A 22479-nucleotide genomic window follows, 5' to 3' on the forward strand; every position below is an offset into this window, starting at 1 on the left:
GTCTCGCGGCGGACCCCGGCGGCGCGTCCCACCGGGGTCAGGTTCGCGGCCTCCTACGGGAGCGGGACCCGGCACGCGTCGCCGGAGGTGAAGCCCTGGTCGACGAGGCCGAGCGCGCTGTTCATCCGGGCCCGCGAGTTCTCCAGCGCGATCTGGTAGGTCAGCTCCAGGACGCCCTCGCGGCCGAACTCGCGCTCGAGCTCGGCGACCTGCTCGTCGGTCACCGTCACCTGGTCGGCCGACATCGCGTCGGCGTAGGCGATCGCGAGCCGCTCCTGGTGGCTGAACGCGGGTGAGGTGGCGTAGTCGTCGATCTTCGTGAGCCGTTCGATGTCGAGGCCGTCGTGCTTCTGCAGCATGGTGCCGAAGTCGACGCACCACGAGCAGCCGATCCGGGTCGCGACCCGGTAGACGGCGAGCTCCCGCACGTTCGCGGGGAGCTTCTTCGACGCCCGCTCGGCCAGCAGCTCGTGCACCACGGAGGCCCGCAGCAGGCCGGGGTGGTGCGCGGCGACGGCCATCGGCTCGGGCACCGCGCCGTAGCGGCGGCCGGCGAACCGGTAGGCGAGCTTGAGGAAGAGCCCGGCCTCGGACGTCTTCTTGGCGGGGATGCGCGGCATTTCGGTCTCCTTCGTCCGTGTGTCTACGAGCTGGACGAGACGGCATCGGCGGACGTGACAGCCGGCGAAGTGAGCCACGCCACCAGCATCGTCACGGCCGCCACCGCGAAGACGACCGTGAGCCCCGGCGCGGCCAGCCCGCCGGTGGTGGCCAGCGCGAGCCAGCCGAACACCGCGGCCCCGGCCAGGCCGCCGGCCTGCCGGGCGAAGGTCAGCGACCCCAGTGTGACGCCGAGCAGCGCCCGGTCGGCCCGGGTCTGGCCGAGGACCGTGTATGCGGACGTGCAGACGGCGAAGGCCGCCCCCATGGCGAACAAGCCCGGCGCGAGCAGCCACGGCGTGCCGCCGACGGCCGCCGCGACGGCGATCGCGGCGAGCCCGGCCGTGCCGAGCAGGCAGCCGAACCGGCCCCACGCCGTCATGTCCGGGTGCCGCCGGGCCAGCGCGGCGAAGGACGTCGACAGGACGAGCTGGCCCGCGGTCATGGCGACGAGCAGCAGCCCGGTGCCCGCCGCGCCCGCACCCGAGGCGGCGACCAGGGCGACGTAGGTGAAGGTGCCGTAGAGCGCGGCGCCCGCCAGGCCGTTGACCACCACCGCGCGCTTGAGGACGGCGTCCGCGAACACCTTCGGCGAGATGAGCGGGCTCGGCGTGCGGCGCTGGCGGCGGACGAACAGGAACCCGGCGGCCACGGCGCTCCCGAGCAGGCTCGGCGTCCACAGTGGACTCCGAGCGAGTGCGTCGACGGTGCCGAGCGCGACGACGGCCGCACCCGCGACCGCCAGCAGCACGCTGCCCGGGACGTCGAACTTTTCCTTGCCCCGTTTCGGTTTCGCGGGCAGCCCGCGCAGCCCGAGGACCAGTGCGGCCCCGCAGAGCGGCAGGTTGACCAGGAAGATCCACCGCCAGCCGGGCCCGGCGGCGAGCAGGCCGCCCAGCGGCGGACCGCCGAGGGTGGCGGCCGCGAAGACGGCGGTCTGCCGGCCCTGGCGGCGCAGCAGTTCGTCGCGGTCGAACAGCTCGCCGAGCCCGCTCATCGCCGCGACGACCAGCCCGCTGCCGCCCAGGCCCTGCAGCGCACGGGCGGCGATCAGCGAGCCGAGATCGGGCGCGGCGGCGCACCACGCGGAGGCGGCGGCGAAGACGACGACCGACAGCGCGAAGGAGAGCCGGCGGCCGTGGAGGTCACCGAGCCGGCCGTGCAGCGGTGTCGCGACGGTCAGGGTCAGCAAGCCGGCGGCGGTGACCGCGACCAGCCCGGTGCGCGCCCCGAGGTCGGCGCCGATCGAGGGCAGGGCCGCGGTGAGGACCAGGCCGTCCAGCTGGGCCACGGCCATGCCGAGCAGCAGACCGGCGTAGGCGAGGTTCCGAGATGTGTGCATAACGCACACGTTATAACGTGTCTTATGCACACATCAAGCGACGGCGGCCCCGCCCTCTTCCGCCTGGTCCGCCACTGGGCGCGCCAATGGGCCCCGGACGTCGTCGAGCGCTTCGCCGCCGACGCCCCGCCGTCGTGGACCGTGCCGAACCTGTTCGTGATCCAGGCGATCGCCGGCGCGACGGGCGACGAAGTGACGGTCGCGGACGTGGCCCGCCAGCTGGGCATCGACCGCTCGGTGGCCAGCCGGATGGTGAGCGAGGCCGCCCGGGAGGGTTTCGTGGTGCGCGCGACGTCGACGCGTGACGCGCGCCGGGCGGTACTGACACTGACCGAGGCGGCGAAAGGGTTCCTCGAGGCTTCGCAGGCCCACCAGCGTCAGGCGTTCGACGCGCTGGTGGGCCACTGGGCGGAGGAGGACCGCGAACGCTTCGCCGGCTACCTCGGCCGGCTCGCGGACGAGGTGCTCGGCTGAGCCAGGATCTCGTTCACCGCCTCCCACGCGTGCCACGCCCGCGTGACACCGAACTGGGCGTTGAACCGCAGCGCCGCCCGGACGTCCTCGGGTGACGCGCCACCGCGCAGCGCGCGCCCGACGTGCGTGCGGAACGTGTCGGCCAGCGTCTGGTAGTGGACATCGACGCTGAGGCTGACCAGGCCGCGCTCGCGTTCGCTGAGCGTGCCGGGTCCGTGGCCGGTCCGCATCCGCGACTGCAGGTCGAAGAAGCCGGCGAAGTGCGGGTCCAGCTCCGCCACCCGGGCCCGTACCGCGGGTGGCAGCGGGCTGGGTGCCGCGTCCGGGCCGGTCGACACCAGCTCCGGAGCCAGGGGTTCGGCGTCCGGGCGCGGCAGGCCGATCCGCTCGACCCCCGCGGCCGCGGCGTGGTAGCCGCAGTCGTAGGAGACGAACCGCAGCAGCTCGCGGATGTCCCCTGTGGACACCCCGGCCGCGAGCCCGGCTCGCACGTGAGCCTCGAAAGCGCAGCCCAGGCTCGCCTGGCAGACATCGGCCGTGACGCTCAGGAAGGTCTTCTCGCGATCGGTCAGCTCGGGGATCGCCCGGACGTACGCGGCGGTCGCCTCGGTCATCTGCGCGAACACCGGGTCGAGCTCGGCGAGGTCCGGCCGTGTTTCGGTGGTGGTCAAGTCCGTGCTCCCTCAGTTTGCCGAACGTGCGTAGCGCTACAGCTGTAGTGCAAATGACGCTACACCTGTAGCGCAATGGGTGTCCAGGTACACTGGGTGCCGATGGAAGAGACCAGACGCCGCCCGAACGCCCGCGGCAAAGGCGAGTTGCTGCGCGAAGAGATCGTCACTGCCGCCGTCCGCATGCTCGACGAGCTCGCCGACGACGAGGCGCTGTCCCTGCGGGCCGTCGCGCGGGCGGTGTCGATCGCGGCGACGTCGGTCTACCTGCACTTCCCGGACCGCGACGCCCTGGTGCTGGCCGCGATGCAGCGCTGCCACGAGGAGCTCGTCGGCGTCGGCGACGAAGCCGCGGCGGCCGCCCCCGATCCCGCGGCCGCGCTGCGCGCCCGGATCCTGGCGCAGGCCGGGTGGGCGCAGGCGCATCCCGGGCTCTACAAGGTGCTCCACGAGAGCAAGGTCCACCGGCGGCTCGGCATGCCGTTCAAGGAGGTCATGGTCGCGCGCACGATCGAGGGCGTGCAGCGCTGCATGGACGCGGGCGCGGCCCCGGCCGGCGACGCCGCCACGGTCGCCATCGACCTGCGGACCGCCGTCAACGGCATGCTGGCCCAGCGGATCAACGAGCCCGACCTGCCGTGGCCGCCCGCGGTCGAGCAGCTCGACCGGTTCCTGGTGAAGCTGGTGGGCCTGCGGCTCTGACCGCCCGGCTACTCCCCCGTGCTGCCGTCGATCGCCTCGCGGATCAGGTCGGCGTGGCCGTTGTGCCGGCTGTACTCCTCGACCAGGTGGACCAGGATCCAGCGCAGGCTCGGCGCGCTGCCGTCGCGGCGGGTGCGCTGCGCCGGCTGGGCGAGGTCACCGCTCGCCAGGGCCGCCGTCACCACCGCCCGCGAGCGCTCGACCGCGGTCTCCCAGAGCGCGCGCAGCTGCTCCGGCGTGTCCTCCGCGGCCGAATCCCAGTCCCAGTCCGGCGTGGCCGCCCAGTCGACCGCGTCGAACGGCGGCATCCGGTCACGGCCCGCCAGCACGTGGGAGAACCAGTGGTCCTCCACGTAGGCCAGGTGCTTGAGCAGCCCGCCGAGCGTCATCGTGGCCGGCGGGTGCGTCGCGCGCAGGCCCACCTCGTCCAGGCCCGCGCACTTCCAGGCCAGCGTCGCGCGGTGGAAGTCGAGGAAACCGAGGAGCGTGCCGGCTTCGTCACCGTCGAAGGGCGGCTCGGGGCGGCCCTGATCGTCCACAGTGGTCACGAGGCCGACGCCGTCAGCGGCCGGACGTCCCAGATCCACACTCCGCCGACGAACTCCGCCGGCTTGCGCAGCAGCAGCTCCACAGTGGACTTCAGCGCTTCCTGGTTCTGCCGCGGCCCGACCACGAGCACGCTCGCCTTCCAGGCCCGCAGGTCCGCGAGCGCCTGCGTGCGGTCGCCCTCGGTCACCTCCGCCGCCTGGCCGGTCCGCTCGACCTGCGCGAACAGGTCCGACGTCGGCAGCGGAACGGCGCCGTAGCGGCCGCGGCGGTCGTCCGGGGACGTCGGGCCGACGAAGTAGCCCTCCGGCATCGGGTAGCCGAGACCGGCGTCGACCTGCCAGTGCAGCGGCTCGGCCTCCCCGGTGCTCGGCAGCGGCACCGGCACCAGCGAACCGCCGGGCGCGACGTACTGGCGCCAGATCCCGTCGGCGAAGAACGGCGGCGACAGGGGACGCTGGTGCGTCACCAGTTCCGTCGGCGCGATCGGCAGCAGCACGGCCACCACCGCGCCGATCCAGACCATCCGCAGCGGGAACGCGGGCTTGCCGTCGGACGGCGCCGTCAGCTGGGCCGCCGCCGTCCAGACGCGGTGCGTCGCGATCGCCAGCAGCGCGCCCACCGCCGGGATGCAGCCCATCGCGAGCCGCGATTCGAGCACGGAGTCCAGCAGCGGCAGCTGGCCGAGCCACTTCCACGGGCCGGCGACGCCGGTGTCCTCGTGCGCCACGGTGATCTCGACGCCCAGCGAAAGCACGGCCATCACGTACACCGTGATCGCGAGCGCCCGCGAAACGACGTCACGCCACAGCCAGATCGTCAGCACCACCACGAGCACGATCAGCGGCCAGCCGAAGAACGCGTTCTCCTCGGTGCGGTTCATCGAGACGTCCGCCGCCGCTTCCGGCGCGCCGGCGACCGACTGCGTCGCGAAGCGGGTGAACGCCGCCGTGTCGTTGCCCGCCGAACCGTGCAGCAGCGAGTGGAAGCTCTGCGGGCCGAAGAACTGCCAGTACAACGGGAATCCGGCGATCAGCAGCGCGACGACCGCGCCGATCCCGATGCCCTTGCCCAGCGGGGCCAGCATGCCGCGGATCTCCGCGCGGTGCGGGATCAGCCACGCCACCGCGAACACGAGGAAGGCGAGCGCGAAGATGGCCAGCGGCTCTTCGCCCAGCAGGATCTGCCACGCGACGAGCAGCCCGAGCACGATGCCGTTGCGCACCGGGAGCACGCCGCGCGCCACCTGGATCGTCTTGAGCGCGATGAACGGCAGCACGAACAGCACGACGAAGTTCGGGTGCGCGTTGCCGTGCGAGATCATCGGCGGCGCGAAGCCGCAGAACGCGCCGCCGATCGCGGCCGCCGTCCGGTTCGGCACCAGGTGCCGGGAGAACACCCAGTACCAGCCGGTCGCGGTGCCGGCCAGGCCGGCGGTGAGCACGATCGCCCAGGTGAGCGTGGCACCGAAGGTCAGCGTCAGCGGCGCGAGCGGGATGTTCAGGCCGAACATCGCCGCGTTCGCCGCCATGTTGACGCCGCGGGGGTAGTTCTGCAGGTCCGTGGTGAACGGGTTCTGGAAGTGCAGCACGGCCTTCGCGACGACCGTCGAGTACCACTCCCACTGGCTCTGGTCGGCGCCGCCGTTCCAGAGGTAGCCGCGCTTGAGGTCGAACCACAGCCCGTTGTAGAGCAGGACGGTGAACAGCAGGAACCCGCCGGCGATCGCGGAGTCCTGCCACGCCCAGCGCTTCGGCCCTTCGGGCGGTTCGGGAGCGGGCGGGACCAGCTCGGGAACGGCTTCGGACTTCAGGCTCACGGTTCGACCACCCTGGCGAGGAAGTAGAGCGCGCCGGTCGCGGCGTGCCGGACCAGCAGCAGGAACGGCCGGTCCACCGTGACGGCGACCGGGTCGGCGATCATCATCGAGGTCAGGCGCATGACCAGCGCGGTGGCCGCGGCCCCCTCGAAGCCCTGTTCGTCGACGCGCAGGACGGCCTGGTGCAGCACCTCGGACACGAACAGCCGCGGATCGGGCGAAAGCCCGCTGAGGTCGGCTTTGCCGGTGAACAGCGTGCGCACGCCGAGCCCGCGCAGCACGCCGGTGAGCGGGCTCGACACGTCGAGCGAGATCTTCGGGAGGGCGAGTTCCACCGGCTTGAAGCGGATTTCACCGAGCAGGCCGGTCAATGTTTCCTGGTCGAGCCCGGGTTCCGCGTCGGCGAGGTCGCCGTCGGGCAGCAGCACCACGGCCTGCAGGCCCCCGACCGCGGTCAGCTGCACGGCCTGCCAGCCGGCGGCGTGCGCGTGGCCGACGTTTTCGCTGAGCCACATGGTCGGCACGTCCCGGGTGCCGGACGGGGCGTGGAAGGGCGCGTCGCTGGTGTTGGCTTCGCGGAAGGGCAGTTTCCAGGCGGCCTTGAGGTAGAGGGCGTTGACGAGCACCGCGGCGACGTCGGCGGCGATCGAGCCGGGCGGCAGCAGCTGCGGGATCAGCCCGCGCGTGGTGCGCCCGACGTCGTCGTTGATCAGCGCGCGGGCGGCTTCGGGGTCCTCCTCGAAGGGCGCGCTCGCGACGGCGGCCCCCGGCCACTCGGCGAGCTCGGCCTTGAAGGAGTCTTCGAGCGGGAGCCGGTCGTCGGCCCACAGCGTGTTCGCGACGGCCAGCTCGGCACCGTCTTCGACGAGCTGGGCGGCCTCCCGCAGCAGGGCGGTCTGCCGGTCCGGGTCGCCGAGCAGGGCGACGAGCTCCTCCTGCGTCGTCCCGCGGGCGGCCCGCGCGGCGAGGGTCAGCGCACTGGCCACCGAATACGGCGAAAAGCAGGTGTTCCCGCCCCCGGCGCCGAGGGCCGAGTGGACGGCGAGAGCGAACCGGAGGTGGCTGTCCGTGGCCATGCGGGCGAGACTACCGGAACGCCCGCCCCCACCGGCCGCCCACGCGCAAGTCCACCCGAGGATGACAATTTCCCCCGAAAGTTTCGGCCGTGCGCCAATAGGCATTTCCCGTGACCGGGAAGGCATCATGCGTGATTCAGCAGGCATCACCCGTGATTGAGCGGCCATCACCTGTGATCAGCAGGTCGACACGCCGCCGACCGGGCACCACCGCGTGTCGCCCCTCCAATCACGGGTGATGCCCCTTCAATCACGCGTGATGCCTCTTCAATCACGGGTGATGCCCGGGTGGGTCAGCGGTGGAGGCGGGTTACGTGCCAGGAGTACCAGACGTGGGCCTGGGCGTCGGTGAGGGAGGCGACCTGGTCGACGACCACGCGGAGCAGGCCGGCGTCGTCCGCGGCCGCGTTCCAGGCCGGGGCGAACAGCGGGTCGAGGGATTCCGGGGCCCGGCGGGCCAGCGCGTGGACCAGCTCGATCAGCAGCTCACGCTGGCCCTCCTGCATCGCGAGCCGCCGTCGGTCGCTCATCACGTACCGCAGGGCCAGCGCCTTCAGCAGGGCCACCTCCGCCGCCACCTGGTCGGGGACGCACAGGTCCGCCCGGTACCGCCCGAGCGGCCCCTCGCCGAACTCCGCGCGCGTGCCGGTGACCGCTGCCGTCGTGAAGCGGCCGACCAGCTCGCTCGTCAGCCTCTTCAACGCGACCTGGGCGCCCGGTGACCCGTCCGGCTCGGCCGACACGAGTGCCGCCACCGCGGGCAGCGCCAGCAGTTCCGCCGCCGCATCCTCCAAAGTGGACACCGACTGCGTCGAGAAGTGCTTGGCGGCGGCCTCGGCGACGGCCGCGCGCTCGTCCGGGTGGGCGAGCACGCGCAGCTTGATCCGGCCGGCCAGCACCCCGTCCTCGACGTCGTGCACCGAGTAGGCGACGTCGTCCGCCCAGTCCATGATCTGCGCTTCCAGGCACCGCCGCTCCGCCGGCGCGCCTTCCCGGAACCACTCGAACACCGGAACGTCGTCGCCGTAGACGCCGTACTTCACCTGCCCCGGCCGGCGCGGCCACGGGTACTTCGTGGTCGCGTCCAGGCAGGCCCGGGTCAGGTTGAGCCCGGCGGGGTCACCCTCGGGCGAGAGCAGCTTGGGCTCCAGCCGGGTGAGGATGCGCAACGTCTGCGCGTTGCCCTCGAACCCGCCGCACGTCGCCGCGACCTCGTCGAGCGCGCGCTCGCCGTTGTGCCCGAACGGCGGGTGCCCGATGTCGTGCGCGAGCCCGGCCGTGTCCACCAGGTCCGGGTCCGCGCCCAGCTCGTCGGCGATGCCCCGGCCGATCTGGGCGACCTCCAGCGAGTGGGTCAGCCGGGTGCGCGGGACGCCGGTGACCTCGGCGCCCTCCCCCGGCCCGACCACCTGGGTCTTGCCGGCCAGCCGCCGCAGCGCCGCGGAGTGCAGCACCCGGGCCCGGTCGCGGGAGAACGGGCTGCGGCCGTCCGCCAGGGCACCGGGCAGCGCCGCGCCCTTCGCCGGCTCGGGCAGCAGGCGGGCGGTGTCGTGCTCGGTGTAGTTCACCCGGCCAGCGTAAACGCGGCCACCGACATCTTTCGGGGGTTCGGGTGGCGGAGCCCCCGACCTGGGGCGAAGCCCCAGGTGTCACCGACAAACTCAGCCCAGGAAAGTGGCGAACAGGTCGTCGGCCGGGGTCTTCGTCAGCCGGTAGTACAGCAGCGCGCCGGTCTCACGGACGATGTACCGCACCTGGGTGACGCGCTCCTGGACGATCGGCCCGCTGTGCGTCGGCGCGGTCCAGGCGTCGAGGCCCAGGTCGTCGGCCATGGTCCGGGCGCGGAAGGAGTGCCACGGGTCGCTGACCAGCACCGCCGTCCGCCAGCCGCGGGCCTCGACCTGCAGCGCCACCGCCCGCAGGCTGCGCAGCGTGTCGCTGCCCTCGCCGACGGCCAGCGTGGCCGCCGCCGGCACGCCGCGCCGGGTCAGCCACAGCTGGCCGGCCCTGGCCTCGGTGAAGTTGTCCTCGGCCTTCTTGCCGCCCGCGGTGACGATCGTCTTGGCGACACCCGCGTCGTAGAGCTGCTTGGCCTTCACCAGCCGGGCGGCGTAGATGTCCGACGGCCGGCCGTTGTACTGGGCCGCGCCCAGCACGACGATCACGTCGGCCGGCGTCCGGTCGTTCTCGCGGGCCACCTGCCACACCCGGAACGCGGTGCCGCCGACCAGCGCCACCAGCACCAGGACCGTGCCGAGGACGATCCGGCGCACCCAGCTCGCGAGCGACGGTTTGCTGCGTTCAGCGGTACCCACCCGGCCCATTCTTTCAGAGCCGGTTCAGAGCCAGCCACGCTCCTCCGCGACGCGCACGGCTTCGGCGCGCGTCCGGGCGCCGGTCTTCCCGATCGCCGCGGACAGGTGGTTGCGGACCGTGCCTTCCGACAGGTGCAGGGCCCGGGCGATGTCGGCCACCGTGCTGCCGTCCTCGGCTTCCCGCAGCACGTCCCGCTCCCGCGCGGTGAGCGGGCTGGCGCCGGTGGCGAGCGATTCCGCGGCCAGCGCCGGGTCCACCACCCGCAGTCCACTGTGGACCCGGCGGACGGCCTCGACGAGCTGCTCCGGCGGCGCGTCCTTGACGACGAACCCGGCCGCGCCCGCCGCCATCGCGCGGGCGAGGTAGCCGGGACGGCCGAACGTCGTGCAGATGATCACCCGGCAGGACGGCAGCGCGGCCCGCAGGTCGGCCGCCGCCTCCAGGCCGTCCTTGCCCGGCATCTGGACGTCCAGCAGGGCGACGTCCGGCTTGGCCTCGCGGGCGGCGGCCACCACCTCGTCGCCGGAGCCGACCTGACCGACCACTTCGATGTCGTTCTCGAGGCCCAGCACGGTGGCCAGTGCCCCGCGGACCATGGCCTGGTCGTCGGCCAGCAGCACCCGGATCAAGCGAGTCCTCCCGCGGGTTCGGCGCGCACGGCCGGGGTGGCCGGGCTCGGGTCGGGCAGCGGGATCTCGGCCCGCACCAGCAATCCTCCCCCGGGCCGCGCGGACGTCCGCAGCGTCCCCCCGACCGCGGCGAGCCGCTCGGTGAGCCCCCGCAGGCCGTTGCCCGCGACGACGCCGGTGGCGGTGCCGTCGTCCTCGATCTCCAGCCAGTTGTCCCCCAGCTTCACCTTCACCCGCTTCGCCCCGGAGTGCCGCAGCACGTTCGTGACGGCCTCGCGCAGCACGTACCCGAAGGGGTTCTGGAACTCCGGCCGGACGTTGTCGACCGCGTGCGGGAGGTCGGCGTCGATTTCCGCGGCCCGCAGCGCCGCCCGCGCCCCGACCAGCTCCACCGACAGCGACACCTCGCGGTTGGCCGACACGGTCGCGCGGACGTCGGAGAGCGCGCTGCGGGTCAGGCTTTCCACCTCGCGGATCTCCTCGACCGCGCGCGGGATGTCGCCGGCGCTCTCCAGCACCCGGCGGGCCAGCCCCGCCTTGACGGTGATCGTGGTGAGGCTGTGCCCGAGCAGGTCGTGCAGGTCGCGGGCCAGCCGCTCCCGCTCGTTCGCCACGGCGAGCGTGGCGATCTCCCGGTTGGCCTGTTCCAGCCGCCGGACCGCGCGCACGAGGTTGGCCATGAAGAACATGGCCAGCGTGATCGAGGCGACCGTGATCAGGTTGCCGTAGTCGTCCAGGAACCGGCCCTGGGCCAGCAGGATCACCGCACCGAGGGCCAGCGTGGGCAGGTCGATGAGCACCGACCAGGCGGCGGGCACCAGGAACACGGTCACCGCGGTGCCGTAGAGCAGGACGAACCCGCTCCCGGCGGCCGTGGCGAGCGAGGCGAGCCCCAAGACGTTCATCGTGGTGCAGAAGGCCAGCTTCACCCGGCGTTCCCGCTCGAAGAAGTACGGGAACACCACGTAGCACGCGGAGTAGGTGTAGACGACGACGGCGGTGAGCACGAGCCCCGGGGTGACCACGGGCTGGGCCAGCAGCGAGCGCGTGACCGGGAGCAGGAACGGCAGCAGGAAGACCACCGCCATGAACGGCCAGCGCCAGCCGCCCGGCCCGTTGTTGCGGGCGTCGGGCAGCGGGTCCACCCACCACGATTCCTTGCTGTCCAGCCCGAAGCTGCGTTTCCCGGTCTCCGCCATCGCCGTTCCCCTCCGGCCCTCAGACGCGGGCGCTGTCCTTACGGTAACGCCCGATCACCAGTGCCCCGAGCACGACCGTCCACGCGCCGAGCACCCCTGCGGCCGTCGGCAGCGAGACCACCATGTCGGTGGTGACCGCCGGTCGCGCCACCTGCAGCACCCAGTACGTCGGCATGAGCCGGGCGACGTCGTGCATCCAGCCCGGCATCGATTCGATCGGGATCCACAGCCCGCCCAGGAAGCCCATGCCGAGCGTGACGAGCATGGTGATCGGCTGCATCGAGTCCGGCGTGCCGAACTGCCCGAGCAGCAGGCCCAGCAGCACCAGCGGGATCGTGCCGAGCCAGATGCCGGCGAAGATGCGCACCCAGCCGCTCGCGTCGACGTGCACACCCTCGGCCAGCACGCCGAGCAGCGGCACGAGGACCAGCGCGGGCAGCCCGACGAGCATCCCGGAGATCCCCTTGCCCGCCAGGTAGCCGGTGCCGGTCAGCGGGGTCAGGCGCAGCTGGCGCTGCCAGCCGACGGCCCGTTCCAGTGCGAGCCGGGCGCCGCTGTTGGTCGCCGCCGCGAAGACGCCGAACGTCATCATGTTGATCATGATCACGGCCGCGATCTGCGCGTGGTCCGGATCGGAAGTCTTGGTGAAGACGTTGGCCTGCAACAGGAACATCAGCACCGGGAAAGCCACGACGAAGATCAGGAAGCGCGGCGCCCGGAAGTTCCGGCGGATCTCGGTGAGCAGGTAGGTGGCGTTCATCGGACGGGCTCCGCGGTGTCGTCGGCGGTCAGGGACAGGAAGGCGCCTTCGAGGCCGACGGCGCTGATTTCGACGTCGTGCACGGCCGGGACCACGGCCTTGAGCGCCCAGAGCGTCGCGTCGGAGTCGGCGCTGGAGATCGCCACGCGGTCGCCGCGCAGCTCGAACTCCTTGACCCCGGGCAGCGCGGCGATGGCGGCTTCGGTCGCCCCCGGCACCGCGGCGCGCAGGGTGCGGCCGCCGGCCAGCGCGCGGACCTCGGCGACGGACCCGTCGGCGACGATCCGGCCGCGGCGCATCAGCACCACCCGGTCGGCGAACTCCTCGGCTTCTTCGAGGTAGTGCGTGGCGAACAGAACCGTGCGGCCGGACTCGGTGAAGGAGTACATCGACTGCCAGAACTCGCGCCGCGTGCCGACGTCCATCGCCGCGGTCGGCTCGTCGAGGATCAGCAGGTCGGGCCGGCTGACCAGGGCGACGGCGAACCGCACCCGCTGCTTCTGCCCGCCGGAGAGCTTGTTGGCGCGGCGGCCGGCCAGCTCCTCGACGCCGGCGGCGCGCAGGGCTTCGGCCACCGGCATCGGCTCGCGGTGCAGTGCGGCGACCATGCCGACGGTCTCGGCGACGGTCAGGTCGTCCATCAGGGCGCCGCCCTGCAGCATCGCGCCGATCAGCCCGGCGCGGACGGCGTCGATCGGCTTGCGCCCGAACACGCGCACGTCACCGGCGCCGGGGCTGGTCAGGCCGAGGATCATGTCGACGGTGGTGGACTTGCCGGCGCCGTTGGGGCCGAGCAGGGCGACCACCTCGCCCGGGGCGATGGTCAGGTCGACGCCGTCGACCGCGTGGACTTCGCCATAGTGCTTGCGCAGGCCGGTGAGGTGGATCGCGGCCCCCGCCGCCACCGCCTGGGTGTCTGTTTCTCGCATGACCCCAGGCTGCCGCCCGGAGGGCCCGGGTCCCCAGACCGTGCGTCACGACTCGGCCGTGACAGGTGTCAGGGGTACCCGGGCTCCGGGTGGGTCAGCAGCCGATGAGGCGGGCCGCCAGGTAGGACTCGAGCTTGTCGATCGCGATCCGCTCCTGCGACATCGTGTCGCGCTCGCGCACGGTCACGGCCTGGTCCTCGAGCGAATCGAAGTCGACCGTGACGCAGTACGGCGTGCCGATCTCGTCCTGGCGGCGGTAGCGGCGGCCGATCGCCTGGGCGTCGTCGAAGTCGACGTTCCAGTGCTTGCGCAGGGTGGCCGCGACCTCCTTCGCCTTCGGGGTCAGGTCGGCGTTGCGCGAGAGCGGCAGCACCGCGACCTTGAACGGCGACAGCCGCGGGTCGAGCTTGAGCACCACGCGGGTGTCGGTGCCGCCCTTGGCGTTCGGCACCTCTTCCTCGACGTAGGAGTCGATCAGGAACGCCATCATCGAACGCCCGACACCCGCGGCCGGCTCGATGACGAACGGCCGGTACCGCTGGCCCGAGGCCTGGTCGAAGAACGACAGGTCCTGGCCCGAGTGGTTCGAGTGCGTCGTCAGGTCGAAGTCGGTGCGGTTGGCGATGCCCTCGAGCTCACCCCACTCCTGCCCCGCGTTGAACGAGAACCGGTACTCGATGTCGACGGTGCGCTTCGCGTAGTGCGAGAGCTTTTCCTTCGGGTGCTCGTAGTGGCGCAGGTTGTCGGCCTTGATGCCGAGGTCGGTGTACCACTTCGTGCGCTCGTCGATCCAGTACTGGTGCCAGCGCTCGTCTTCGCCGGGCTCGACGAAGAACTCCATCTCCATCTGCTCGAACTCGCGCGTCCGGAAGATGAAGTTGCCCGGCGTGATCTCGTTGCGGAAGGACTTGCCGATCTGGCCGATGCCGAACGGCGGCTTCTTCCGCGACGTCGTCTGGACGTTGGAGAAGTTCACGAAGATGCCCTGCGCGGTCTCCGGGCGGAGGTAGTGCAGGCCTTCTTCGGACTCCACCGGGCCGAGGTAGGTCTTCAGCATCATGTTGAAGTCCCGCGGCGCGGTGTACTTGCCGCGCGTGCCGCAGTTCGGGCACGGCACCTCGGACAGGTCGTCCTCGCTGGTCTCCTTGCCGGTGCGCGCCGCGAACTCCTCGGCGAGCTGGTCGGCGCGGAACCGCTTGTGGCACGACAGGCACTCGATCAGCGGGTCGGTGAACACGTTCACGTGCCCGGACGCGACCCAGACCTCACGCGGCAAGATCACCGAGGAGTCGAGGCCGACGACGTCGTCGCGGCCCTGGACGACGGTCTTCCACCACTGGCGCTTGATGTTGTCCTTGAGCTCGACCCCGAGCGGCCCGTAGTCCCACGCCGAGCGGGTGCCGCCGTAGATCTCTCCGCTGGCGAAGACGAAACCACGGCGTTTGCACAGGCTGATGATCTTCTCAATGGTGTTCGTGGGCACTCCACGCTCCGAAAAAGCTTGCGGGGACGGTTCAGGACTGGAACGTCCAGGGTATCCGCCGGGGCCCACCGCTTTTCGCGCAGGTGAGCCTACGGCCGCGTCACCAGCGACGCCGTCACGACGCGGTTGTCCTCGTACCCCTCGCTGCCGCCGACGTACTCGCCGCCGCAGGTGACGAGCAGCAGCTTGTGCGGGCCGTCGGGGTCGAACAGCTGCTCCGACCGGCCGGCCAGGTCCGACTTGTGCACGGTCTCGGTGGCGTCGATCTTGTACACCCACGCGCCGCCGGCGGCGTCGGTCAGCTTGACCTCCTGCCCCGGCTTGACCTGCCAGAGCTCGGTGAACGGCCCCTTCTTGCCCTTCCAGTTCACGTGCCCGGACAGCAGCGCGACACCGTGGCCGGCGCCGAGCCCGGCGCCCCACCAGGCGGCCTCGTCGAGCCCCTCCGGGATCTTCAGCGCCCCCGCGGCGTCGAGGTCCTCCTGGACCAGCTTCGCGGTGCCGCCGCCGGGCAGGGACAGCTGCGCCGGTGCCTTGCCGGTGTCCTGCGGGGTGCCCGCCGGGGCGGGCTGGTTCGCGGCCGGCACGGTCCCCCCGACGCCGTTCGCGACCGCGGGTTCATCCTTTCCGGTGAACACCAGCAGGGTCGCGACGAGCGCCGCGACCACGAACGCCCCGGCGACGCCGACGATCCACCAGCGGCCGGAGCCCTTCTTCGGCTCCGGGTTCTGCTCCTGCATGGGCTTGCGCTCCTTCGCTGTCGTGGCCAGTGCACGGACAGGCATGCCGCGAGGAGCAGCGGAGGTTGCACCGGATTCGATCAGCCGGTGGGGCGCGTCACCAGCTCGGCCGTGACCAGGCGGTTTTCGTCGTAGCCCTCGGTGCCGCCGACGTAGTCGCCGCCGCAGGTCACCAGCACCAGCCGGTGCGGGCCGTCCTGCCCGAACCACCGGGCGGCCTGGGCGGGCAGCGCTTCCTTCGGCAGCGTGACGACGTCGTCGACGCGGTAGACCCACCGGCCACCGCGGGCGTCGACGACGCTGACCCGGTCACCGGCCCGCATGCGCCACAGCTCGTCGAACGGCCCCCGCTTGCCCTCCCAGTTCACGTGCCCGGACAGCAGCGCCGCGCCCTGGGCCGCGCCCAGCTTCGCGCCCCACCAGGCCGCGTCGCCGAGGCCGCGCGGGATCGGCAGCACGCCGGTGTCGGTCAGCTCGGTGCGGACCAGGCGGGCGGTGGCCCCACCGGGCAGCCGGACCGTGCCCGGCCGCTGCTGCGCGGCGGACTCGCTGTCGGCGGGGAGCACGGCCGGGGCCGCGTTCTCGCCCGGCAGCGTGCCGGGCGCGGGGGCTGCCGCCACCGGCGTCGCCGACGGCGGCAGCCAGGTCAGCACGACGATCCCGGCCGCGAAGGCGGCCACGGCCAGTGCCGCCGAGACGGCGGCCAGCGCGGTGCGCAGCACCTAGTCCGACCCGGTTTTGCGCCGCCGGCCGAGCAGCAGGGCGACCGCGGCGAAGAACACCCCGCCGAAGAGCAGGCCGATGCCGAACGGGATGCGCGAACCGTCACCGTCGGTGGCGGGCGCGGCCGCGCCCAGGTAACCGGCCGGGACCTGGGTCGGGACGGCGGGCTGGGTGGCGGTCGTCCCACCGGCCGGGCCGCCGGCCTTCGCGACGAAGCCCTTCGGGATCGAGCAGCTGACCCCGCCGAGCACGATGGTCGTCTTCACGTCCTGCAGCGCGGCGCCCTGGGCGTCCTTCACGTGGGTGGTGATCTCGACCCGCCAGCCGGCGGCGGCGGTGAAGTCGCCCCCGCGCCAGCCGTCCTGGCGGATCAGCTGGTCGAACGCGGCGACGCGGGTCAGCTTCAGGTCGGAGACGGTGGTCGCCCGGTCGGCGTTGGTGATGTCCCCCGGCGGGCCGAGCCGCAGGTTCTTCAGCTGCAGGCCCGCGGTGCCGCCGGGCATCGGGACGATGCCGAGCCCACCGCCGGCCTGGCGCACCCACAGCCGGGTCACCGTCGAGGCGGCCGAGAGCTTCGCCGGGCCGGTGCAGTCCACCGACGTCTTGGCGCCTTCCAGGACGAGCACGGTGTCGTCGGCCGGTTTGGTGCCGCCCTGCCAGGTGTCCCGCAGCGCGTAGTTCGTCTCCGCGACGGCGGTGGGCACGGTGGTGGCCTGCAGGGCGGCGTAGACGTTGTGGTCCCGGCTGGGCACACCCGGCGGGTAGGGGTTCTGTGACGCGCTGTAGCGGCCGAGGTCGATCCGGTAGTGCCCGCCGAAGGTGGCGCGCTCGCCGTCGTCCTTGGGGACCGAGACGCGGTCCGCGCCGAGCTTCGACTGGCCGGGCAGCAGCGGGGACCGTTGCGTTTCGGTGATCAGGGCGCCGCCGCGCTGGCCTTCGTCCCCGATGCGCACGGAAGCGATGTTCGCGAACGAAACGGGCCCGGTCTTCTCGTCGACCGCCTGGGTCTGCGCCCCGGCGACACCCACGTTGACCAGCGGGAACACCGCGACGGCCAGTGCGGCTGCCTTCGTCACCAAACGCGTCATGTCTCCCCACTGCTCTGCTCGGGACGGGTCGCCGGCGTCCGGGAAACGGCGAAACGCTCCGCGACAACCTTGCACCGTCCGCGACAACATGCGAAGCCGCAGGGCCAATATCCCACGAACTCACCCGTTCGGGGTAATACGACCGGCCGTAACCCGCAGTCGGCGCCGAGGCGGGGGTCCCGGACGGGGGAACACTAGGATGGCTGCAGCCGTTATCGGCAATGACTACGGAATTCATGGTCGCGGGCAGTGTGGAGGCGGGAATGGCGACGGTCACCGGCAGTGGCGCCCAGCCGGGGCTCGCGGACTGCGCCCCGGCGGCCGACGGGTCCCCGGTGCCGGCGCACCCCGCCCAGTCGGTGCTGACGGACGCGGGCGACCTGCTGCGCGCGCTGGCGGCGCCGGTCCGGATCGCGATCGTGCTGCAGCTGCGCGTGGCCGACCGGTGCGTGCACGAGCTGGTGGACGCCCTCGACGTCGCGCAGCCGCTGATCAGCCAGCACCTGCGGGTGCTGAAGACGGCCGGGGTGGTGCAGGGCGAGCGCCGCGGCCGCGAGGTCGTCTACCGCCTTGCCGACGACCACCTGGCCCACATCGTGGTCGACGCCGTCGCCCACGTGCAGGAAGGAAAGTGATGAACACGGCCTCGTCGCGCAGCCAGGCCCCGGTCCCCGGGCGCCGGTCCACCCGGCAGCGGGCCGCGGTCGTCGAGCTGCTGAGCACGATCGACGACTTCCGCTCGGCCCAGGAACTGCACGACGAGCTCCGCAAGCGCGGCGACGGCATCGGCCTGACGACGGTGTACCGCACCCTGCAGTCGCTGTCGGAAGCGGGCGAGATCGACGTGCTGCGCACCGATTCGGGCGAGGCGATCTACCGCCGGTGTTCCGCGCACCACCACCATCACCTGGTCTGCCGCCTGTGCGGCCGCACGGTCGAGGTCGAGGGCCGGCGGTGGAGCGCTGGGCGGAGAAGATCGCGGCCGAGCACGGCTTTTCGGAGATCTCCCACACGGTGGAGATCACCGGCACGTGCGCCGAGCACTGACCCCGCGTACCCGGACAGTCGACTCGCGTACCCGGAGGGTCGGCCCGCGTACCCGGAGGGTCGGCTGGGCCGCTGAGCGCCGGGCGGGCCATCCGACCGCCTGGATACGCGAACCGACCGCCTGGATACGCGAACCGACCGGCTGGGTACGCGGGCCGACCGGCCGGGTACGCGGATTTCAGTATTCGTAAGGGTCCTTGGGGGCGGGGACCGAAGTGAGCGAGGCGGGGGTGAAGTCCGGCGTGTAGCTGTTGTCCTTCGTGGCCGTGCCCGGGACGACCTGGCCGGTCACCTGGATCCAGGCGTCGCTGGCCAGGTGGTCGGCGGCGCCGCCGCGGAGGCGGACCGTCACCGGGAACGCGTCCGCCGCGCAGCAGCTGATCACCAGGCGGGCCAGCAGGGTGCTGCCTCCCGTGTGGACGACGAACCCGGTCAGCGAAACGGTGCGGCCGTTCAGCGTGCCTGCCGCATCCCAGCCGGCGCGGGTGACGAAGTCGTTGACGGACAACGGAACCACGTCCCCCGCGGGCAGTGGCGGGAAGGCGGCCGCGTTGGCCACCGCCGCGCTCGACGGGGCGCGGGCCTCGGTGCGGATCACCGAGTCCGCGCCCAGAGCCGGCGGGGCGACCAGGAACACGGCCAGCACGGGCACCAGCAGCAGCCAGGCGGGACGCGCGGAGTGTGCGTGACCATCGTGCTCGTGCGCGGCGGCCTTCCGCGAGGCAACCAGGTCGCGGACGATCGCCACGGCACCCAGTAGCACCATGACCCCACCACCGGCGATGATCCACGGCTGCTGCGCGGGCTTGACGTACCGCAGGTAGTCGCCGTTGGCCGCGATCTTGACCAGCGCCCCGCCCAGCAGGATCAGCAGGATGTTCTGGGTTTCCCGCTTCACACGACCCCCACTACGAATCCGGCCCCCAGCGCGCAGGCCACCGCCACCACGAACGTCACCGGCGCGAACCGCACCGCGAACGACCGGCCGAACGTGCCCGCCTGCAACGCGAACAGCTTGACGTCGATCGCCGGGCCCACCACCAGGAACACCAGCTTCGGCAGCAGCGGCAACGCCGTCAGGGAGGCCGCGACGAACGCGTCCGCCTCGCTGCAGAGGGCCAGCACCACCGCCAGTACCGCCATCACCACCACGCCCAGCACCAGCTGGCCGCCCAGCACGCCGAACCAGCGGGCCGGCACCAGCACGTTCAGCGCCGACGAAATCAGCGCCCCCAGCACCAGGAAACCGCCCGCCTCCACCAGATCCGTGCGCGCGGTCTCGGCGAACACCCGCCACCGCCGGCCACCCGCCACGTCCGGGAGGCGCTGCAGCGCCCGCGCGGTGATCCACTCGAGCTTGCCCCAGCGGGCCCACAGCCAGCCCATCACCATCGCCGTCGCCAGCGAGCCCGCGAAGCGCGCCAGCACCATCTCCGGCTTGCCGGGGAACGCGACCGCGGTCGCCACCAGCACCACCGGGTTCACCGCCGGCGCCGCGAGCAGGAACGTCAGCGCCGCGGCCGGAGCCACCCCTTGCCCCATCAGCCGGCGGGCCACCGGCACCGAGGCGCACTCGCACCCCGGCAGCGCGACCCCGGCCAGCCCGGCGACGCCGACCGCCGCCCCGGCCCGCCTGGGCAGCACCTTCTCCAGCACGCGCGCGGGTACGAACGCGGCGATGGCCCCGCTGATCAGCACGCCCAGCACCAGGAACGGCAGCGCCTGCACGCACACGGCGACGAACACGGTCGAGCCGGTGCGCAACGCGGGCACGTCGAACACCTGCTGCAGCCGGCTCTGGGCGAGGATCGCGATCAGCAGGATCGCGCACAGCACTTCGACCGAGCTGATCCGGAACCGGCGCGTGCGCCGGCCGGGCTCGGCCTCGGTGTCGGAAACGATGTTCACGACCGCGATGATGCCAGGGCCGTCCGACAAGACCGGACCCGCACGGGCCGCGAACGGAAGATCACGGTCCGTTTCGGTACGGAATCCTCCGTTCGCGGTGGAAAGTCCACCCCGGACGGGTCAGTCGCCGGGCACGATTCCGGGCAGATCGGTCCGCAGCTGCGAAGCCGTCGACACGACCAGCATGAGCAAAGTCCCGAGCGCCGCCGCGTCCAGCCCGGCCGCCGGGAACGCGTACCGCAGCGTCACGTCGGCCCCGTTGTCCGAATGCCCGACCCCGAGCGTCCCGAACAGCCCCTGCCCGGCCCGCTCGGCGACAGCGATCGAAAGCGCGGGCTCGTCCGCGAGGTCCCAGCCGACCACGCAGGTCAGCGTGAGCACCGTGAGGCCTTCGCCGAGCCGGGTCGCCTGGATGACGCACGGGACGCCGCCGTGGGAGAAGGTCAGCGCGCCGTCGTCGTCGACGTGGACCTCGAGGTACCGCTCCAATGCCTCCCGGGCCCGCGTCAGCAGCTCCGCCGTTTCGACCGCTTCGGTCGCGCTCACGAAGAAGCCGCCTGGTCGACGGCGCCGCCGAAGCGGCGATCCCGCTTCGCGAATTCCAGGCAGGCCCGCCACAGGTGGGTCCGGTCGAAGTCGGGGAACAGCGTGTCCTGGTAGACCATCTCCGCGTAGGCCGATTGCCACAGCAGGAAGTTCGACGTCCGCTGCTCGCCCGAGGGCCGCAGGAACAGGTCCACGTCCGGCATTTCGGGCTGGTACAGGTACTTCCCGATGGTCTTCTCGTTCACCTTGCCCGGATCGAGCTTCCCGGCGGCGACGTCCTGTGCGATCCGCTGCATCGCGTCACCCAGCTCCGCGCGGCCGCCGTAGTTGACGCACATGGTCATGTTCAGCGCGGTGTTGTGCTTGGTCTTTTCCTCGGCCGCCTGCAGTTCCTTGATCACCGACGCCCACAGCTTCGGCCGCCGCCCCGCCCAGCGGATGCGCACGCCGATCGAGCCGAGGTAGTCGACCTGGCGGCGGATGGTGTCGCGGTTGAAGCCCATCAGGAAGCGGACCTCTTCGGGGCTGCGCTTCCAGTTCTCCGTCGAGAACGCGTACACCGACAGCCACTTGACGCCGAGCTCGACCGCGCCGCTGGCGACGTCGATCATCACCGCTTCGCCGCGCTTGTGACCCTCGATTCGCGGCAGGCCGCGCTGGTTGGCCCAGCGGCCGTTGCCGTCCATGACCAGCGCGACGTGCTTGGGCACCAGCTCACGCGGGATTTCCGGCGGCTTCGCGCCCGACGGGTGCGGATCCGGGGCTCGCAGCTCGAACCGCGACGCCTTGTTCTCGCGTCCCCTGCGCAGCACTGCGAGCCTCCCTGGATGGGTGATACCGGTCAGCCCGACCCTACTGCCCGGGTGACCCCTGTCTTTCGGGGGGCGCGGCGCCCCCGCATGGCACAGCCTGCTGTTCGGGGGTGCGGGTGGCGGAGCCCCCGCCCCGCGGCGAAGCCACGGATGACACTGCCTGCACTTCGGGGGTGCGGGTGGCGGAGCCCCCGCCCCGGGGCGAAGCCCCGGACGGCACTGCCGCTTCGCGGGCGCGTCGCTCGACCAGGGGAAGGGACCGCAGCTGCCGCTCCAGGTGCCACTGCAGGTGCGCCGCGACCAGGCCGCTCGCGTCGCGGCGGGTGCCGGGCAGGGTGGCCTCGGCCAGCGGCCATTCGCCGTGCAGCAGGGCGGTGAGCAGGTCGAGGACCTCGGGGGCCGGGTGCACGCACCCGGCGATCCGGCAGTCGGCGCACATCGAGCCGCCGGCGGCGATGCTGAACGCGGTGTGCGGGCCGGGCAAGCCGCAGCGGGCGCATTCGGTGAGCGCGGGGGCCCAGCCGGCGTAGGACATCGCGCGCAGCAGGAACGCGTCGAGCACCAGGGAGGAGTCGCGCTGCCCGTCGGCCAGCGCCCGCAGCGCCCCGACGACGAGCAGGTACAGCTTGAGCACCGGCTCGCCCTCTTCGGCCGAGAGCCGGTCGGCGGTTTCGGCGATCGCACTGGCCGCGGTGTAGGCCTGGTAGTCGGCGACCAGCGGCAGCTGGAACGCGTCGACGGTCTCGACCTGGGTGATGACGTCGAGCGTGCGCCCGGTGTAGAACTGCACGTCGACGTGGCCGAACGGCTCCAGCCGGGCCCCGAAGCGCGACGAGGTGCGCCGCACGCCCTTCGCGACCGCACGGACCTTGCCGTGCCGCCGGGTCAGCAGGGTGACGATCCGGTCGGCCTCACCCAGCTTGTGCGTGCGCAACACCACCCCGGTGTCGCGGTAGAGGTTCACCACCCCGACATCGTCCCACTTCGGGGTGATGCCGGGGTGGAGCGC

Annotated in this window: 24 protein-coding genes and 1 pseudogene; 4 read left to right on the forward strand and 21 right to left on the reverse strand. The window is 72.4% G+C overall.

Features of this window, described 5'->3' with window-relative positions; genetic code table 11:
* Window positions 1-53: 53 nt before the first annotated feature.
* Together HUT10_RS14410 and HUT10_RS14415 are read right to left on the reverse strand one after the other, a co-directional pair.
* Complete coding sequence (locus HUT10_RS14410) at window positions 54-620, reverse strand: carboxymuconolactone decarboxylase family protein (protein WP_176171675.1); 567 nt, start codon at window positions 618-620, stop codon at window positions 54-56.
* 23 nt (window positions 621-643) lie between these two features.
* A complete protein-coding gene (locus HUT10_RS14415) occupies window positions 644-2002 on the reverse strand; it encodes an MFS transporter (RefSeq protein WP_176171676.1) in 1359 nt (452 codons plus the stop codon).
* Between the two features lie 24 nt (window positions 2003-2026).
* Here HUT10_RS14415 and HUT10_RS14420 point away from each other — a divergent pair, with 24 nt between their 5' ends.
* Window positions 2027-2476, forward strand: coding sequence for a MarR family winged helix-turn-helix transcriptional regulator (locus tag HUT10_RS14420; RefSeq protein WP_176171677.1), 450 nt, complete (start codon window positions 2027-2029; stop codon window positions 2474-2476).
* Here the strand turns inward: HUT10_RS14420 and HUT10_RS14425 are convergent.
* The gene (locus tag HUT10_RS14425) at window positions 2440-3147 is read right to left on the reverse strand and encodes a carboxymuconolactone decarboxylase family protein (RefSeq protein WP_176171678.1); all 708 of its coding nucleotides are present in this window, start codon (window positions 3145-3147) and stop codon (window positions 2440-2442) included. The two genes, HUT10_RS14420 and HUT10_RS14425, sit on opposite strands and share 37 nt — an antisense overlap.
* 102 nt (window positions 3148-3249) lie before the next feature.
* On the opposite strand from HUT10_RS14425, the gene HUT10_RS14430 reads away from it, so the two are divergent.
* The gene (locus HUT10_RS14430; protein WP_176171679.1) at window positions 3250-3849 is read left to right on the forward strand and encodes a TetR/AcrR family transcriptional regulator; all 600 of its coding nucleotides are present in this window, start codon (window positions 3250-3252) and stop codon (window positions 3847-3849) included.
* An 8-nt stretch (window positions 3850-3857) separates the two neighbouring features.
* Here HUT10_RS14430 and HUT10_RS14435 read toward each other — a convergent pair whose 3' ends face one another.
* From HUT10_RS14435 to HUT10_RS14495, 13 genes are all read right to left on the reverse strand, one after another.
* A complete protein-coding gene (locus HUT10_RS14435; protein ID WP_176171680.1) occupies window positions 3858-4397 on the reverse strand; it encodes a DinB family protein in 540 nt (179 codons plus the stop codon).
* Window positions 4394-6208: a glycosyl transferase gene (locus tag HUT10_RS14440; protein WP_254897463.1), complete on the reverse strand. Its 1815-nt coding sequence runs from the start codon at window positions 6206-6208 to the stop codon at window positions 4394-4396. The genes HUT10_RS14435 and HUT10_RS14440 overlap by 4 nt, the downstream gene beginning before the upstream one ends.
* Before the next feature lie 2 nt (window positions 6209-6210).
* Window positions 6211-7290 carry a serpin family protein gene (locus tag HUT10_RS14445; RefSeq protein WP_176171681.1) on the reverse strand — a complete coding sequence of 360 codons (1080 nt, stop codon included), beginning with the start codon at window positions 7288-7290 and terminating at the stop codon, window positions 6211-6213.
* Window positions 7291-7583: 293 nt separating this feature from the next.
* Window positions 7584-8858 carry a deoxyguanosinetriphosphate triphosphohydrolase gene (locus tag HUT10_RS14450; RefSeq protein ID WP_176171682.1) on the reverse strand — a complete coding sequence of 425 codons (1275 nt, stop codon included), beginning with the start codon at window positions 8856-8858 and terminating at the stop codon, window positions 7584-7586.
* Window positions 8859-8951: 93 nt separating this feature from the next.
* Window positions 8952-9605 (reverse strand): YdcF family protein, encoded by a 654-nt coding sequence (locus tag HUT10_RS14455; protein ID WP_176171683.1) that lies wholly within the window; start codon window positions 9603-9605, stop codon window positions 8952-8954.
* Window positions 9606-9629: 24 nt separating this feature from the next.
* A complete protein-coding gene (locus HUT10_RS14460; RefSeq protein ID WP_176171684.1) occupies window positions 9630-10235 on the reverse strand; it encodes a DNA-binding response regulator in 606 nt (201 codons plus the stop codon).
* A complete protein-coding gene (locus HUT10_RS14465; protein ID WP_176171685.1) occupies window positions 10232-11434 on the reverse strand; it encodes a sensor histidine kinase in 1203 nt (400 codons plus the stop codon). Before HUT10_RS14465 ends, HUT10_RS14460 begins: the two co-directional genes overlap by 4 nt.
* A 19-nt stretch (window positions 11435-11453) precedes the next feature.
* Window positions 11454-12194: an ABC transporter permease gene (locus HUT10_RS14470; protein WP_176171686.1), complete on the reverse strand. Its 741-nt coding sequence runs from the start codon at window positions 12192-12194 to the stop codon at window positions 11454-11456.
* The gene (locus HUT10_RS14475) at window positions 12191-13123 is read right to left on the reverse strand and encodes an ABC transporter ATP-binding protein (protein ID WP_176171687.1); all 933 of its coding nucleotides are present in this window, start codon (window positions 13121-13123) and stop codon (window positions 12191-12193) included. The genes HUT10_RS14470 and HUT10_RS14475 overlap by 4 nt, the downstream gene beginning before the upstream one ends.
* 94 nt (window positions 13124-13217) lie before the next feature.
* On the reverse strand, window positions 13218-14606 hold the full coding sequence (locus HUT10_RS14480; RefSeq protein ID WP_176171688.1) for a glycine--tRNA ligase: 1389 nt from the start codon (window positions 14604-14606) through the stop codon (window positions 13218-13220).
* An 89-nt stretch (window positions 14607-14695) separates the two neighbouring features.
* Complete coding sequence (locus HUT10_RS14485) at window positions 14696-15346, reverse strand: class F sortase (protein WP_176177825.1); 651 nt, start codon at window positions 15344-15346, stop codon at window positions 14696-14698.
* An 80-nt stretch (window positions 15347-15426) separates the two neighbouring features.
* Entirely contained in the window at window positions 15427-16068 is a 642-nt protein-coding gene (locus HUT10_RS14490; RefSeq protein WP_176171689.1) for a class F sortase, read from the reverse strand.
* Window positions 16069-17157 carry a hypothetical protein gene (locus tag HUT10_RS14495; RefSeq protein WP_176171690.1) on the reverse strand — a complete coding sequence of 363 codons (1089 nt, stop codon included), beginning with the start codon at window positions 17155-17157 and terminating at the stop codon, window positions 16069-16071.
* Window positions 17158-17420: 263 nt separating this feature from the next.
* On the opposite strand from HUT10_RS14495, the gene HUT10_RS14500 reads away from it, so the two are divergent.
* Both HUT10_RS14500 and HUT10_RS14505 read left to right on the forward strand, forming a co-directional pair.
* A complete protein-coding gene (locus HUT10_RS14500) occupies window positions 17421-17792 on the forward strand; it encodes a metalloregulator ArsR/SmtB family transcription factor (protein WP_176177826.1) in 372 nt (123 codons plus the stop codon).
* A pseudogene (locus HUT10_RS14505) lies at window positions 17792-18204 on the forward strand (Fur family transcriptional regulator). Before HUT10_RS14500 ends, HUT10_RS14505 begins: the two are co-directional and overlap by 1 nt.
* A 178-nt stretch (window positions 18205-18382) precedes the next feature.
* Here HUT10_RS14505 and HUT10_RS14510 read toward each other — a convergent pair.
* From HUT10_RS14510 to recO, 5 genes are all read right to left on the reverse strand, one after another.
* Window positions 18383-19102, reverse strand: coding sequence for a TIGR03943 family protein (locus tag HUT10_RS14510; protein ID WP_176171691.1), 720 nt, complete (start codon window positions 19100-19102; stop codon window positions 18383-18385).
* A complete protein-coding gene (locus HUT10_RS14515) occupies window positions 19099-20112 on the reverse strand; it encodes a permease (protein WP_176171692.1) in 1014 nt (337 codons plus the stop codon). Before HUT10_RS14515 ends, HUT10_RS14510 begins: the two co-directional genes overlap by 4 nt.
* 120 nt (window positions 20113-20232) lie before the next feature.
* Complete coding sequence (locus tag HUT10_RS14520; RefSeq protein ID WP_176171693.1) at window positions 20233-20658, reverse strand: YbjN domain-containing protein; 426 nt, start codon at window positions 20656-20658, stop codon at window positions 20233-20235.
* Window positions 20655-21470: an isoprenyl transferase gene (locus tag HUT10_RS14525; RefSeq protein WP_176171694.1), complete on the reverse strand. Its 816-nt coding sequence runs from the start codon at window positions 21468-21470 to the stop codon at window positions 20655-20657. The genes HUT10_RS14520 and HUT10_RS14525 overlap by 4 nt, the downstream gene beginning before the upstream one ends.
* Before the next feature lie 40 nt (window positions 21471-21510).
* The gene (recO, locus tag HUT10_RS14530) at window positions 21511-22434 is read right to left on the reverse strand and encodes a DNA repair protein RecO (protein ID WP_254897464.1); all 924 of its coding nucleotides are present in this window, start codon (window positions 22432-22434) and stop codon (window positions 21511-21513) included.
* Window positions 22435-22479 lie beyond the last annotated feature (45 nt).

Origin of the sequence: Amycolatopsis sp. Hca4, from assembly GCF_013364075.1 — a bacterium.
Classification (GTDB): Bacteria; Actinomycetota; Actinomycetes; order Mycobacteriales; family Pseudonocardiaceae; genus Amycolatopsis.

Bases quoted from the DNA above. Each gene is read 5' to 3' on its own strand.
- HUT10_RS14485 (WP_176177825.1), bottom strand. From the start codon at position 15,346: ATGCAGGAGCAGAACCCGGAGCCGAAGAAGGGCTCCGGCCGCTGGTGG.
- HUT10_RS14415 (WP_176171676.1), bottom strand. From the start codon at position 2,002: ATGCACACATCTCGGAACCTCGCCTACGCCGGTCTGCTGCTCGGCATG.
- HUT10_RS14500 (WP_176177826.1), top strand. From the start codon at position 17,421: ATGGCGACGGTCACCGGCAGTGGCGCCCAGCCGGGGCTCGCGGACTGC.
- HUT10_RS14475 (WP_176171687.1), bottom strand. From the start codon at position 13,123: ATGCGAGAAACAGACACCCAGGCGGTGGCGGCGGGGGCCGCGATCCAC.
- HUT10_RS14410 (WP_176171675.1), bottom strand. From the start codon at position 620: ATGCCGCGCATCCCCGCCAAGAAGACGTCCGAGGCCGGGCTCTTCCTC.
- HUT10_RS14420 (WP_176171677.1), top strand. From the start codon at position 2,027: ATGCACACATCAAGCGACGGCGGCCCCGCCCTCTTCCGCCTGGTCCGC.
- HUT10_RS14495 (WP_176171690.1), bottom strand. From the start codon at position 17,157: ATGACGCGTTTGGTGACGAAGGCAGCCGCACTGGCCGTCGCGGTGTTC.
- HUT10_RS14430 (WP_176171679.1), top strand. From the start codon at position 3,250: ATGGAAGAGACCAGACGCCGCCCGAACGCCCGCGGCAAAGGCGAGTTG.
- HUT10_RS14470 (WP_176171686.1), bottom strand. From the start codon at position 12,194: ATGAACGCCACCTACCTGCTCACCGAGATCCGCCGGAACTTCCGGGCG.
- HUT10_RS14465 (WP_176171685.1), bottom strand. From the start codon at position 11,434: ATGGCGGAGACCGGGAAACGCAGCTTCGGGCTGGACAGCAAGGAATCG.
- HUT10_RS14445 (WP_176171681.1), bottom strand. From the start codon at position 7,290: ATGGCCACGGACAGCCACCTCCGGTTCGCTCTCGCCGTCCACTCGGCC.